Source organism: Vreelandella glaciei (assembly GCF_013415125.1).
In the GTDB taxonomy this organism is placed as follows: domain Bacteria; phylum Pseudomonadota; class Gammaproteobacteria; order Pseudomonadales; family Halomonadaceae; genus Vreelandella; species Vreelandella glaciei.
On sequence record NZ_JACCDE010000010.1, the window covers coordinates 1 to 14,108 of the forward strand.

Sequence of the window (14,108 nt, forward strand, 5' to 3'; positions counted from 1 at the left end):
GATTATCTTATGCTTGTTCATGACTCTTCCCCTCCGCATTGAAGTGGTTCAACTATCAATGTAGCTCTCTGAAGCTTCGAGAGGGGAGGAGTCCCTTTCATTGAACGCAGTGAAGCAATCTGGTTTTTAGAGGCCGCCGCACGCTTGAGATTGCCGCGTCGCTGCGCTCATCGCAATGATATAGGGGGGCATTGCGAAGCTTCGTCGTTTCACTCCTTGCAATGACGACCTCAATGAAAAAAGGTGCCTGTTGGCACCCTTTGAAAAGAGAGCTAGCGATTACTCACACTCGCCTAGGTACTCGCCTTCAATGACCGTGTTCATGCTCAGTTCCCCCATGGGTGACTGGGTCAGGATATCGACGCTGCCTTCGATACGCTCGCCCATAAAACGCATTTCGCCATCGATGGTGGCTTCACCACCCTCAGCGCGACACACCATGCTGTAGCTGAGACCGTCTGCATTCAGCTCCTGGTCGAGCAGTTCACAGCCTTCCTCTTCCTCGATGAAGCCAAATTCAGCGCCCTCAAGCTCTTCCTGACTAATACACTGGCGCTCGGTTTCCGTTTGATCCGGAATTTCCATTTCGCCGGTAACGCTGGTTTTGCTCACAAACTCCCACTCACCAGCGGTGACATTGGGGGTTTCAGCCAACGCGACCATCGGAAAGGCCACTAGGGCCGCTACTGCCATGTTACGTAACATCATCGCTACTCTCGCTGCGTTGCTTTGGGAACTTAAATCCTGAGATATCCTACCTGATTCAATCCCACGATGCCCTACCCGACGACCACACTGCTACACTCATTGGGTAAGAAACTGACTTAGCGCATCCGCAATACAAGGTAACCAACAATGCAAGACGACGCTCTGGTCAATTATGACTTTCACTGCCCCTACTGCGATTCACCGCTGACCTTCCTGATTGATACGTCACAGGGCAGTCATGACACCTGGGAGGATTGCCACCAATGCTGTGCGCCCATCCAGCTACAAGTCATCGTCTCGCCGATGAGCGGAGAACTCGAAAGCGTCGTCGCTGGGCGTGACGACGACGTGCTGTAGCTTGATCTAAACGTCTCGTAAAGCAGCCTTTCGCCGGGTCTCATTACGCCGCATAAAAAACCACGCCAACAGTGTCGCCAGCGATACCGTTAGGATGATCAAGGTAGCAAGCGCATTGATCTTCGGCGACACCCCCATGCGCACCGACGAAAACACCACCATCGGCAGCGTATTAGCCCCTGGGCCTGAAACAAAGCTGGCGATCACCAGGTCATCCAGCGAGAGGGTAAACGCCAGCAGCCAGCCTGCTGCCAACGCGGGGGTAATGATCGGCAGCGTGATAGAGAAGAAGGTTTTCACTGGAGGTGAGCCCAAATCCATGGCGGCCTCTTCAATGGAGTGATCCACTTCCCGCAGGCGCGCAGCCACCACGACCGCCACGTAGGCACTACAAAAGGTGGTATGGGCAATCCAAATGGTCGCCATACCCCGGTCGGCTGGCCAGCCGGTAATCTGCGCCATCTGCACAAATAGCAGCAGCAGTGAAAGACCCGTTATGACTTCGGGCATCACCAGCGGCGCTGTGACCATGCTGGATAGCGCCGTTTTACCGCGGAAGTGGCCATAGCGCGTCATTACGAAGGCTGCCACGGTGCCCAGGCAAACCGCCATGCTGGCAGCGAAAAATGCGATCCTTAGGCTCGTCCACACCGCCGACAGAATCTGCTCGTCACGAAATAGTTCGCCGTACCATTGGGTGGAGAACCCCGCCCACACCGTGACCAACTTTGAAGCGTTAAACGAATACACCACCAGCACAAACATCGGCAGGTAAAGAAACAGTAGGCCAATCACCAGCATGACCGTTGAGAAGTTGATCCGCCGCAGGCTGCTCATGACGCTAGCTCCTTGGACTGATAGCGATGGAACCAGACAATCGGCACCAGTAAGAGCAACAGCATCACCATGGCCAGCGCCGACGCCACGGGCCAGTCGCGGTTAAGGAAAAACTCCTCCCACAACACCTTACCGATCATTAATGTGTCCGGGCCGCCAAGTAACTCGGGAATCACGAACTCGCCTACCGCCGGGATAAACACTAGCATCGAACCGGCGACAATCCCCCCCATAGAGAGCGGCAGAGTAACTTTGATAAAGGTATTGATCTTGCGCGAACCCAGGTCGGCAGCAGCTTCCAATAAAGAATTATCCATCCGGGTTAGATGGGCATAAAGCGGCAACACCATAAACGGCAAGTAGGCGTAAACGATACCAATCGTGACCGCAAACTGGGTGTTCATCATGCGCAGCGGAGAATCGATCAGCCCTATCCCTATCAGTAGGTTATTGATCAACCCGCTATTGCTTAAAATACCCATCCAGGCGTAAACACGAATCAGAAACGACGTCCACGAAGGCAGCATGACCAGTAGCAGTAACAGCAGCTGCCAGCGAGCGGGTGCCCGCGCCATGGCATACGCCATTGGGTAGCCGATCAGCAGACAAGCCACCGTCGCTATGAATGCAGTTTTGACTGAGCCCCAATAGGCGGCGATATAGAGCGAATCTGAGAGCAGAAAGAGGTAATTGCCCAGATTAAGAAAGACATGCAGTGTCTGATCGGCGTACTCAAGCAGCGGGCCATAGGGCGGAATCGCAATCGCCGCTTCTGAGAGGCTGATTTTGAGCACTAGCGCAAAGGGCAGTAAAAAAAACAGCGTCAGCCACACGAGCGGAAACGCAATCACTGCTCGACGCCCTAACTGCAAGCGTTTGAGCAGTGCTGAAGAACGAGATAACTTCATTAAAGGCAGTCTCCTCGCAGTAAGGAATGCGCCACTATCGCAATTCAAAACGTTAGCAGCTCAAGACGCTAGCGGTTCAAAACAATCGTACTGTGATCTTCCCAGTAGACATACACACTGTCTTCCCAGGTGGGTCGATCACCGCGACGCTCGGTATTGGCCATACTGACTTTAATGATCTGGCCCGACTGGGTGCGCACGTAGTAGAGCGAGAAACCGCCTAAATAGGCAATATCATCCACCTTGCCTTCTGCCCAGTTATATTCTGTTGTGGGTTTCTCGCGGGTTAGCCAGATTTTTTCAGGGCGCAGCGCGACCCAAACCCGCCGATTCGACGCCTGTGTGGTAATACCGTGGTCAATATAGATGGGGCGCTCGAGCGCTGGAGCGGCGATACGGCAGTGGTCGGCAGCGTCTTCGATAATCTCGCCTTCAAACAGATTCACCGTGCCGACGAATTCCGCCACCATGCGGCTCACCGGGCTTTCATAAATATCGATGGGCGAGCCTATTTGCTCGATCCAGCCATCAGCCATGATCGCCACACGGTCGGCCATGGTCATCGCCTCTTCCTGGTCGTGAGTGACCATAATGCAGGTCACACCCACCTGCTCAATGATCTCGACCACTTCAAGCTGCATTTCAGTGCGCAGCTTTTTATCCAGTGCGCCCATGGGCTCATCTAACAGTAACAGCTTAGGCCGCTTGGCCAGCGAACGCGCCAGTGCTACCCGCTGGCGCTGGCCGCCAGAGAGCTGATGCGGCTTGCGCTTGGCAAAGCGCTCCATATGCACCAGTTTCAACATTTGCGCGACGCGAGCGTCGATATCCGTTTTGGGGAGCTTGTCCTGCTTTAAGCCAAAGGCAATATTCTGCGCCACTGTCATATGCGGAAATAGCGCATAGGACTGAAACATCATATTGATAGGCCGCTTGTGCGGGGGCATGGCGGTGATATTCTCACCGTCTAATAAAACCCGGCCTTCGGAGGGCGTTTCAAAGCCCGCCAACATCCGCAGCAGGGTGGATTTACCCGACCCGGAGCCACCTAATAGCGCGAAAATTTCCCCGCGCTTAACCTGCAAATTGACATCATCCACCGCCAGCGCATCATCAAACCGTTTGCTTAAGCGTTTCACTTCCAGCACGACATCCTCGGCAAACCGTGGGGTTTTGCCCTGGGGTCGTGACGAAGAAGGAGTCGTTGGCGCAGCAGATGAAGGCTCGTTCGACAGGGGCGTAGTGACCATTCGCCACTCCCATCAAAAGGCCCGGCAACCCGGGCATTAATAAAGACGAACAGCGAGCCGGTGAGGGAATGCCTCTGGCTCGCCGTCGGATAAATGTCGGTTTAACGACCGGACTTTACACGATTCCAGATCCGTGTACGTGCGCGAAGCACATCTTGAGGCTTTTCAGCCTGTACGTACAGGTTTTGCATGACATCGGTGGTCGGGTAAATCGCCGGATCATTCAGGATTTCATCAGAGAGATATTCATTAGCCGCCAAGTTAGGGTTGGCATAGCGTACATACTCGGTGATCTCGGCGGCAATTTCCGGGTCAAGAATGAAGTTGATAAAGGCATGAGCGTTTTCAGTGTTCGGCGCGTCAGCGGGCACCGCCATCATATCGAACCAAAGGGCAGCGCCTTCCTTGGGGATGCTATAGCCAATAGAGAAGTCGCGTCCTGCTTCTTCAGCACGAGCAGCGGCTTGGAAAACATCACCGGAGTAGCCTGCGGCGACGCAAATATCGCCATTCGCCAGGTCAGACACATAGCGTGACGAGTGGAAATAGGTCATATCGTCGCGAACACTAGCAATCAGCTCACCCGCCGCTTCGATATCGTCGATATTTTCGCTGAGCGGGTCTAGGCCTAGATACGCCATGGCGGGTGACAACATCTCATCAGCAGAATCCAGCATTGACAAGCCGCAGCCCGCCTCGCTCAGTGCGCTGGTTATTTCAGGATCAAACAGCAGCCCCCAGCTGTCCAAGGGGGCGTCGTCACCCAGGATTTCTTTTACACGCTCAACGTTATAGCCGATCCCATTGGTGCCCCACATATAAGGGACCGAGTATTCGCTACCGGCGTCGATGGTTTCCAGGTTAGCCATCAGCTCTGGGTTGAGGTTATCTAAATTGGGCAGTAACTCGTGGTTCAGTGGCTGAAACACGCCAGCTTTCACTTGGCGGGTAAAATAGTAAGTGGATGGCACGACCACATCGTAACCGGAACGCCCAGCGAGCAAGGCGGCATCAAGAATTTCATTACTGTCGTAAACGTCGTAGGTCACTTCAATGCCGGTGCGCTCGGTAAATTTTTCCAGCGTTTCCGGGGCAATGTAGTCTGACCAGTTAAATACCCGCACCTCTTCGGCTTGGGCAGCGCTAGCCGCTGCGGCGAATGAGATAGCCGCAACGGCCGCGGAAAGTTTGTGGATGTTCCCCATTATCACTGCTCCTGTTGTCTCAACTAGTCATTAAACAATTCAGCATTCACTAAACAGTTCAGCCAAATGTTTTGCCAAGTGTCTTCATACCAAGTGCGCCCTGCTGCTGCCGGCAACAGCCCTCAGCGGCTAACAATAGCGTAGGCCATAATACTGACCGTGCGAATTTTGCGGTGCAGTGACGCCTACCGCAAGCCAATGTGAAAAATTCTTGTATTTTGCTTCATCGACCCCATTAACCAGCTAGTGCAACGACAACCGCCTGGCCAATAGAGAAATGCTATTGATGGCATGGCTATTCTTAATTTTAGCCATTAGTCGTTAGCCATTAGTATTATCAACAATTTCACATTATTCATTCACCAATCCTGGAGATTATCTGAATGTCATTGATCAACACTGAAGTTAAGCCGTTTAAAGCAACTGCCTATTTGAATGGCGAATTTGTTGATGTTACTGAAGCCGACATGCAGGGTCAGTGGTCCATCTTTTTCTTCTATCCCGCTGACTTCACTTTTGTTTGCCCGACTGAGCTTGGTGACTTAGCCGACAACTATGCTGAGTTCAAAAAACTGGGCGTTGAAATCTACAGCGTTTCAACCGATACCCACTTTACTCACAAGGCATGGCACGACAGCTCTGACACCATCGGCAAACTTCAGTACCCGATGATTGCGGATCCGACGCTGCGCATTTCACGTAACTTTGAAGTCTTGATCGAAGAAGCCGGTCTTGCCGAGCGCGGCACCTTTGTTGTCGACCCCGACGGAAAAATCCAGATCGTCGAAATTAACGCAGGCAACATCGGTCGTAATGCCGAAGAACTGCTGCGCAAAGTGAAAGCCGCCCAATACGTGCGTGCCAACCCGAACGAAGTGTGCCCAGCCAAGTGGAAAGAAGGCGAAGAGACACTCGCTCCTTCTCTGGACCTGGTAGGCAAAATCTAAACCGCTCGCGGTTTTCACATCCTTGCTCTTTTTTGCTGCGCAAGGGTGTGCATGTTCAACGCCCGGGTTTCGCCCGGGCGTTCTGTTTTAAAACTGTTATTAAACCTGTTAACAGTTTTTTAAAGTATTACTGATTAGCACCGTCACACACGTGTGTTCAATACGTCTGTTATCTGCGAGGAAGCTACTGTCATGCTGGACGCCAATTTAAAATCCCAGTTAAAAGCGTATCTGGAAAAAGTGACTCAGCCGTTCGAGATCGTTGCGTCCCTCGATGACGGTGCCAAGTCACAAGAATTGCTTGGTCTGTTGGAAGATATCAGCAGCCTGAGCGACAAGATTACCTTGCACAGCGATGGTCAGGATGCACGTACGCCATCGTTTGCGCTCAACCGCCCCGGTGAAGAGACTGGCGTGGTGTTTGCAGGCATTCCTATGGGCCACGAGTTCACCTCGTTAGTGCTTGCCCTGCTGCACGTTGGCGGTCATCCGCCTAAGACGTCTGACGAATTGCTTGATCAGGTTCGAGCATTAGATGGCGAGATGCTTTTCGAGACCTATTACTCGCTGTCTTGCCAGAACTGCCCGGACGTGGTTCAGGCACTCAATTTGATGGCCATCTTCAACCCGAACGTGCGCCACGTCGCTATTGACGGCGCGCTGTTTCAGGATGAAGTCGAGTCTAGGGAAATCATGTCGGTGCCGAGCGTCTATTTGAACGGTAAACCGTTCGACCAGGGCCGCATGACGCTTGAACAGATTCTTGCCAAGGTTGATACCGGTGCCGCCGAACGCGATGCCAAAAAGCTGAGCGAAAAAGCCGCTTTCGATACGCTTGTCATTGGTGGTGGCCCGGCAGGTGCTGCGGCGGCTATCTACTCGGCGCGCAAAGGCATCAATACCGGCGTTGCCGCTGAGCGCTTCGGTGGTCAGGTGGCGGACACCATGGGCATTGAAAACTTCATTTCGGTGTCACACACCGAAGGCCCGAAAATGGTCAGCGCGCTAGAAGAGCATGTCAAAGATTACGAAGTTGACGTCATGAACCTGCAGCTTGCTACTTCCTTTAAAGCTGCCGAGACAGAAGGCGGCCTTCACGAAGTATCGTTTGAGTCCGGCGCTAAGCTGAAGAGCAAGACGCTAGTACTGGCGACAGGCGCCCGCTGGCGTGAGATGAACGTGCCCGGCGAGCAGCAGTATCGCAACAAAGGTGTTGCCTACTGCCCTCACTGTGACGGTCCGCTGTTCAAAGGCAAGCGGGTAGCGGTTATAGGGGGTGGTAACTCGGGTGTTGAAGCGGCGATTGACTTAGCGGGCATTGTCGGCCACGTCACGCTGGTTGAGTTTATGGGCGAGATGCGCGCTGATGCGGTGCTGCAGAAAAAGCTCAAGAGCCTGCCTAACGTTGATATCATTCTCAACGCCCAATCGACCGAAGTCACCGGTGACGGCAGCCGTGTCAATGGCTTGAACTATAAAGACCGTACGACTGATGAGAGCAAATCCATCGCGTTAGAAGGTATTTTTGTTCAGATTGGTCTGGTACCTAACACCGAGTGGTTGAAAGGCTCACCGATCGAAATGACGCCGCGTGGTGAAATCATTGTCGATGCCCATGGCATGACATCCGTGCCCGGCGTATTTGCCGCAGGCGATGTGACCACCGTGCCCTACAAGCAGATCATTATCGCCATGGGCGAAGGTGCTAAAGCATCGCTCGGCGCTTTTGACTACTTGATTCGTAACTGATCTCGACGAAAAAAAGCCCGCGGACATTTGTCCGCGGGCTTTTCTGTTGGGAAGTACCTTTAACTCGCGACCCGTTAGAGTACCCACGTACCGCCTTTTAGGTGCCCATTAAGATTTAGCTGGAATTTCCCCTAGTACCTCTGGAATCGTCATCTTCACATAGCGCCCTGGCGCAGGCTCAATCACTTTGAGCTGACCATCGCCAGGTTGGCGCACAGGCACCATCTTTTCGCTATCGGCATAGCCATTCTCAGTCATCCAAGACTGCCAATGGGGCCACCAGGAGCCTTCATGAGCCGCTGCGTTTGCTAGCCACTCATCATGCGTTTCCGGCAGCGCTTCGTTCGTCCAGTAGCCGTACTTGTTTTTATGGGGTGGATTAACAATACCCGCAATATGGCCCGATCCGCCCAATACGAAGGTAACCGGCCCTTTAGGTAACAAAGCCCCATAGTAAGTGCTGTTCCACTTGGCGATGTGATCCTCTTTGGTGGACACGAAATAGCTGGGCGTGGAGATTTTACGCAGGTCTATTTTCACATCATCCAATTCAATGCCGCCAGGCTCAACGAGACGGTTCTCCAGGTACATATAGCGCAGGTACCAAGCGTGCGTCCCGGCAGGAAGGTTGGTGCCATCCGTGTTCCAGTAAAGCAGGTCAAAGGCGGCGGGCGTTTCGCCCTTTAAATAATTATTGATGTAAAACGACCAAAATAGATCATTTTCACGCAGCAAGTTAAAGGTATATGCCATTGAACGACCATCAAGATAGCCTTTCAACTGCAGCGTCTGCTCAATGCCTTCTACCACTCGCTCATTAAGAAATACGCCGATATCGCCAGGGTCACGAAAATCCTGCAGCGTCGCCATATAAGTAACCGACTTTACTTTGCGCCCACGCCGCGTGCTGGTGAGATAGGCCACTGTAGAGGCGGCTAGTGTGCCCCCCACGCAATAGCTGAGTAGATTGACCGACTTCTCACCACAGGCCTGTTCGATGGCTTCCATCGCGCTGATGGGCCCCATCTGCATATAGTCGGCCCAGGTGATATCGCGTTGTTCAGGGCCAGGGTTACGCCAGGAGATCAGAAAGACGGTATGGCCTTGATCCACCAGCCACTTAACCATTGAGTTATCTTCACGTAGGTCAAGAATGTAGTACTTATTGATCCACGGCGGCACCATTAGCAACGGCGTTTTAAAGGTTTTTTCCGTGGTGGGGGTGTACTGGATCAACTGGATCAATTCGTTTTCGTAGACCACTGCCCCGGGTGTTACGGCGATATTTTCACCCACGCCAAAAGCGCCGCGATCCGTCATGCAGACATTGATACCCTCGGCAGAATTGCCCAAGTCTTCGCGCAGGCGAGCTAATCCATCCACCAAGTTCTGGCCACGGGTTTCAAGCGTGCGGCGCATGACTTCAGGGTTGGTGCCCATAAAATTTGTCGGCGCCATCGCGTTGACCAACTGGCGCGCGTAAAACATCAGGTTACGCTTTTTGGTTTCGTCTAAACCGCTTAGGCTTTCAACCAGCTCTTCCACCATCTGCGAAAACAGTAGGTACTGCTGCATAATAGCCATATAGTGCGGGTCTTGTGTCCACGCCTCGTCTTTAAAACGGCGGTCATTTTTGGCCGGCGTGATCAACGGGGTAACCTGCTCGCCAGCCATCCCGCGCATGGCTTGCTGCCACAACAGCCACTGATCCTGCACCAACCGGGCCTGGGTTTCCCACAGCAAAGTAGGATTCTGCATCAGCGACTGCGCACCCGCTTCAAAGCTTTCGCGCATATCGCTATAAATGGAGTCGGCGGCCTCACTGGGTGCAATACGGGAAAGCAGATCCTGCATCAATCCTTGGTACTGCTCACCGATCTCTTTGAGTTGATTATGCCACTCTTCAAGCTCTGCCTGAGATAACCCTTCAGGTAAGCCCTTGGCTATTTCATCGGCTAGCCCTTGAGAAAGCCCTGATGATAATGCCTGGAACGGATTGTGCCACGCTGACTGCATACTAACTCTCCCTACGCCCTCTCCAGGCGCACCGACCACTTTGACCAAGACCAAGCTGTTATATAGCTAAGTTTTTATACGATAAGGCTTCTATATGACAAGGTTTTATCGTTGCAATGTTTTATTTATAGTTGCAACGTTTTAAATGCATCGCGGCGCCCTAAGGCGCCGCGATGATGTCGTCAATCAGCTTTTGCGCGTTGACTGACTGGAGGCTTTCGCAGGCTGCTCCCCTTTCGCAGTAGCCTTGGCTTGGTCGGACATTTGCTGCCCGGCTTCACTGAACATCTTTTCCATTTCAGATTTAAACTGCAGGCTCATTTCGCTCATCACCCGCGCGTCTTCCTGCATCTGCTGGGAAAGTTCGTTCATCATCTCGGCTTGCTTGGTGCCGAAATCACGCAGGCTTTCTGCGTCTTGAATTTCAGTGGCGCTACGAATGCGCTCAGTACCCATCTGGCTGTAGCGCTTCATGGCTTCCAACTGATACTGGGTCATTTTTTCCATATTGTTGAGCATCAGCGAATTAATTTTTCGCATGGGCTCAAACATCTGCTTAGTTTGGGCGTTAAAGGCGTCCATCATATTGTCTTGCATAGTGTCTGCTCCTGTATCGTTCCTTGGCATGAGCCTTGGAGTGACTCACCGTGATGTAGCTTTGCTGCACTGCAAAAAGAGTAATCTTTGGCATGCTGCATTGCAACAGTGGCGTCATTTCAGTATCACCGTGCAAGCCTGAACCGCTTTGCCATATTACTCTGCCCTACCTCAACAGGTGGAGAACCACCTGTTAAGTTAATGCGCGTTAACTGCTTGCTTCAATCTATGTGCCGCTGCGTTTGGATTCAGAACGGGAACGTGACGATGCCGTTGACTTTGCTTTGCTGGAAGAAGCTCTTTCTGAATTGCTTTTAGAGCTAGTCCCCCCTGCCTTCTCATCATCATTGCTGGGGGCCGAAGAAGCGCTGGCGCTGCCCGCTTGCCGCAACATATCGAGCATCATTTGCTGGTAGGTTCCGAAATTAGCTAGCCCCTGGGAAAGCCCCTGTTGCATCATCGGTTGCTGCAGGAAAGGCCGCATTAGGCTCATAGGGTCGTAGCCTTCCACCCCAGACTCCATCTGCCGTTGAATATTCTCTAGCAGATTTTTCTGGAAAGCTTCGACATCAGGCAGCCCCAGTGATTGGCGAAACTCATCGGGGGTAAGATCAAACTCAACGTTAATCTTCATAGGCGGCTCCTGCACTGTTTTTCATGACGACTGCTCATGCATTTGTTTTGTTTGAGTGTAGCAGCGAACTGCCAACATCACCGTATCGGGTTAGCGCTGAGTTAAACGGGGCGTATCAACGCTAACGTCACCATTTTGTCCACGCTGACGAAGCCAGTGATCCAACAGCGTAATCGCCATCATCGCTTCAGCGATAGGCGTTGCGCGAATCCCTACGCAGGGGTCGTGGCGCCCTTTAGTCACCACCTCAACTGCCTGACCATGAATATCGATAGAGCGGCCCGGCGTAGTGATGCTGGAAGTGGGTTTCAGCGCTAAGCGCGCTACAATCGGCTGCCCGCTAGAGATGCCACCGAGCACGCCGCCAGCATGATTGGAAAGAAAGCCCTCTGGCGTCATCTCATCACGGTGCTCGCTGCCCCGCTGGGCGATACAGCCAAACCCTGCTCCAATCTCAATCCCTTTTACCGCATTGATACTCATCAAAGCATGCGCCAGATCAGCATCCAGGCGGTCAAAGACGGGTTCACCCAGCCCTACCGGCACGCCTTCGGCAATCACGGTAATTTCAGCACCTACCGAATCCTGGTCGCGACGCAGTTGATCCATATAGGCTTCCAGTTCAGCGACGCGCTCCGGGTCGGGGCAAAAAAATGCATTTTCACCCACCGATGCCCACTGTTTGAACTCAATTTTGATAGGGCCTAACTGGCTCATATAGCCACGAATCTGCACCCCTTGAGCTGCCAAATACTTCTTGGCAATCGCCCCAGCAGCCACCCGCATAGCGGTTTCACGGGCGCTGGAGCGCCCGCCCCCGCGGTAGTCCCGGTGACCATACTTATGGTGGTAGGTGTAATCCGCGTGGGCAGGCCGAAACTGCTCTTTGATTTTCGAGTAGTCGTTAGAGCGCTGATCGGTGTTCTCAATCAGCAAGCCGATCGAGGTACCTGTGGTTTTGCCTTCAAACACACCGGACAGAATGCGCACCTGATCGGGTTCTTTGCGCTGAGTGGTATGCCGCGAACTGCCCGGCCTGCGTCGATCCAGGTCGAGCTGTAAATCGGCTTCGCTTAACGGCAGCCCAGGCGGACAGCCATCCACAATAGCGCCGAGCGCTGGTCCGTGGCTCTCACCAAAGGTAGTCACACTGAATAGTTTGCCAAACGTATTGCCAGACATGGCCGTTAATTCCTCACACGAAAGACGCCGCATGGGCGTCGAGTTCAGCGGCGCTCAGAGCAAAAACACCCTGGCCGCCACGCTCGAATTCAAGCCATAGAAAAGCGACATCCGGAAATGCCGCTTCCACATGGCGGTCAGAGTTGCCGACTTCTACAATCAGCCAGCCCTCATCGGTTAAGTGTTCCCGCGCCTCGCGCAAAATGCGCCGCACTATATCCAACCCATCGCTACCGGCCCCCAGGGCCAGTGAAGGCTCGTGGCGAAACTCGGCAGGCATAGTGGCAAGGTCACGGGCATCGACATAAGGCGGGTTAGAGACGATCAAATCAAAGCGTCGGCCTTCTAAACCGCTGAATACGTCCGATTCGACCGCCCGCACCCGGTCGCCCACATCGTGGCGGGTAATGTTCTGGCGGGCCACGGCCAAGGCATCCTGACTAACATCGGCAAGCGCCACTTCGCAGGTCGGTAAATAAAGCGCCGTCGCAATGCCGATACAGCCAGAACCGGTGCATAAATCCAGCACACTGGCAGGCGGCTCTTCAGGAAACCAGGCGGCAAAGCCGTCTTCAATCAGCTCGGCAATCGGCGAGCGCGGAATCAGTACCCGTTCATCGACACTGAACGGATGGCCGGCAAAAAAGCTCTCGCCCAATAAATAGGGAAGCGGACGGCGGGTGGTAACACGCTCCCGTGCCAGAGCAATAATCCGCTGCCGTTCTACGGGCAGCAGCCGCGCCTCGAGCACACTGGGATCGATGTTCCACGGCAAGTGCAGAGCACCCAGGCAGAGCGCTACCGCCTCATCCCAGGCAGAATCGGTACCATGGCCGTAGTGCAGGCCCGCCAGATAAAACTCGCTGGAGACCCAGCGCAGATAGTCGCGTAGGGTAAAGAGCTGGCTCACCAGCAACGACTCCGACAGGGAAAGGGTTGAGTGAGGATGCTCAACGTTTAGATGCGTGGTCACAGCGGCTCCTGGTTGACGATAATGATGAATGCAGCTGATAAAGCCTTATTCATGCAACGAATAAAAAGATTGTACCTTTCACGCCGTCCGGTTCACAGCAACGCTCAGCCCGCTATACTGTGCGTCTTTATCTGTTTCACCTTTATTTGCCACTTTTTTGCCACCCGAGCCTACCATGACGCGACGCCGCCACCTGCCCGACGATGAAGATATCAATGCCTTCCGCGATGCGTTAAAGGCGGCAGGCGTGCGCCGTATCGCGACTAACCAGGCCGATCCAGGCAAACCTAAAATTGACGGTAAGGCCCATGAGGCTAGACGCCATGCGGCTGTTGAAAGCAATACGCCTCAGTCCAGCGGGCGCACCTCAGATGGCCGGGTGGAGGCCGTGCGCCCCTCTGAGTATTTAGAGTTTTGTGTACCGGATTTACCATGGCGTACGTTTAGCCAACTAAAACGTGGGCAAACGGCGTGGCAAGCGGGACTTGATATGCACGGCTATACGCTGGAAGAGGCGCGTGCGGAGTTGGAGAGTTTTTTGCGCGACGCCGCCAGCCAAGGCTTGCGCTGCGTACTGGTAGTGCATGGCAAAGCGTGGGGCACCACGTCTGACTTTCCTGTGCTTAAAAGCCATACCAATGCCTGGTTACGTGAGTGGCCCGGCGTGCTGGCTTTCTGCTCGGCTATCGATATCGATGGTGGCACCGGTGCGGTGTATATATTGCTGCGCAAGCGAAGCCAGTAG

General features: G+C 53.5%; 14 protein-coding genes. 4 read left to right on the plus strand and 10 right to left on the minus strand.

Features of this window, described 5'->3' with window-relative positions; translation table 11 throughout:
• Nucleotides 1-279: 279 nt before the first annotated feature.
• Nucleotides 280-708, minus strand: coding sequence for a DUF3617 domain-containing protein (locus HZS80_RS08340; protein ID WP_022522778.1), 429 nt, complete (start codon nt 706-708; stop codon nt 280-282).
• A 147-nt stretch (nt 709-855) separates the two neighbouring features.
• Here HZS80_RS08340 and HZS80_RS08345 point away from each other — a divergent pair, with 147 nt between their 5' ends.
• Complete coding sequence (locus tag HZS80_RS08345) at nt 856-1,065, plus strand: zinc ribbon domain-containing protein (RefSeq protein WP_035563260.1); 210 nt, start codon at nt 856-858, stop codon at nt 1,063-1,065.
• Between the two features lie 6 nt (nt 1,066-1,071).
• On the opposite strand, the gene HZS80_RS08350 is transcribed toward HZS80_RS08345, so the two are convergent.
• From HZS80_RS08350 to HZS80_RS08365, 4 genes are all read right to left on the minus strand, one after another.
• Nucleotides 1,072-1,902 carry an ABC transporter permease subunit gene (locus tag HZS80_RS08350; protein ID WP_035563255.1) on the minus strand — a complete coding sequence of 277 codons (831 nt, stop codon included), beginning with the start codon at nt 1,900-1,902 and terminating at the stop codon, nt 1,072-1,074.
• Nucleotides 1,899-2,810 (minus strand): ABC transporter permease subunit, encoded by a 912-nt coding sequence (locus HZS80_RS08355; RefSeq protein WP_035563249.1) that lies wholly within the window; start codon nt 2,808-2,810, stop codon nt 1,899-1,901. The genes HZS80_RS08350 and HZS80_RS08355 overlap by 4 nt, the downstream gene beginning before the upstream one ends.
• A gap of 68 nt (nt 2,811-2,878) precedes the next feature.
• On the minus strand, nt 2,879-4,060 hold the full coding sequence (locus tag HZS80_RS08360) for an ABC transporter ATP-binding protein (RefSeq protein WP_035563237.1): 1,182 nt from the start codon (nt 4,058-4,060) through the stop codon (nt 2,879-2,881).
• Between the two features lie 101 nt (nt 4,061-4,161).
• Nucleotides 4,162-5,265, minus strand: a complete 1,104-nt coding sequence (locus HZS80_RS08365; protein WP_035563235.1) for a polyamine ABC transporter substrate-binding protein — start codon at nt 5,263-5,265, stop codon at nt 4,162-4,164.
• Between the two features lie 389 nt (nt 5,266-5,654).
• On the opposite strand from HZS80_RS08365, the gene ahpC reads away from it, so the two are divergent.
• A complete protein-coding gene (gene ahpC / locus HZS80_RS08370; protein ID WP_431313221.1) occupies nt 5,655-6,212 on the plus strand; it encodes an alkyl hydroperoxide reductase subunit C in 558 nt (185 codons plus the stop codon).
• A gap of 192 nt (nt 6,213-6,404) precedes the next feature.
• The gene (ahpF, locus tag HZS80_RS08375) at nt 6,405-7,961 is read left to right on the plus strand and encodes an alkyl hydroperoxide reductase subunit F (RefSeq protein ID WP_035563233.1); all 1,557 of its coding nucleotides are present in this window, start codon (nt 6,405-6,407) and stop codon (nt 7,959-7,961) included.
• 108 nt (nt 7,962-8,069) lie between these two features.
• Here the strand turns inward: ahpF and phaC are convergent, their stop codons facing one another.
• The 5 genes from phaC to prmB form a co-directional block, all read right to left on the minus strand.
• On the minus strand, nt 8,070-9,977 hold the full coding sequence (gene phaC, locus HZS80_RS08380) for a class I poly(R)-hydroxyalkanoic acid synthase (RefSeq protein ID WP_082072572.1): 1,908 nt from the start codon (nt 9,975-9,977) through the stop codon (nt 8,070-8,072).
• 186 nt (nt 9,978-10,163) lie between these two features.
• Nucleotides 10,164-10,574: a phasin family protein gene (locus HZS80_RS08385; RefSeq protein WP_035563231.1), complete on the minus strand. Its 411-nt coding sequence runs from the start codon at nt 10,572-10,574 to the stop codon at nt 10,164-10,166.
• 226 nt (nt 10,575-10,800) lie between these two features.
• Nucleotides 10,801-11,208 (minus strand): hypothetical protein, encoded by a 408-nt coding sequence (locus HZS80_RS08390; protein ID WP_179915780.1) that lies wholly within the window; start codon nt 11,206-11,208, stop codon nt 10,801-10,803.
• Between the two features lie 90 nt (nt 11,209-11,298).
• Nucleotides 11,299-12,390: a chorismate synthase gene (aroC, locus tag HZS80_RS08395; protein ID WP_179915781.1), complete on the minus strand. Its 1,092-nt coding sequence runs from the start codon at nt 12,388-12,390 to the stop codon at nt 11,299-11,301.
• A gap of 13 nt (nt 12,391-12,403) precedes the next feature.
• Nucleotides 12,404-13,363: a 50S ribosomal protein L3 N(5)-glutamine methyltransferase gene (prmB, locus tag HZS80_RS08400; RefSeq protein ID WP_179915782.1), complete on the minus strand. Its 960-nt coding sequence runs from the start codon at nt 13,361-13,363 to the stop codon at nt 12,404-12,406.
• A gap of 175 nt (nt 13,364-13,538) precedes the next feature.
• Between prmB and HZS80_RS08405 the strand changes: the two genes are divergently transcribed.
• On the plus strand, nt 13,539-14,108 hold the full coding sequence (locus HZS80_RS08405) for a Smr/MutS family protein (protein WP_179915783.1): 570 nt from the start codon (nt 13,539-13,541) through the stop codon (nt 14,106-14,108).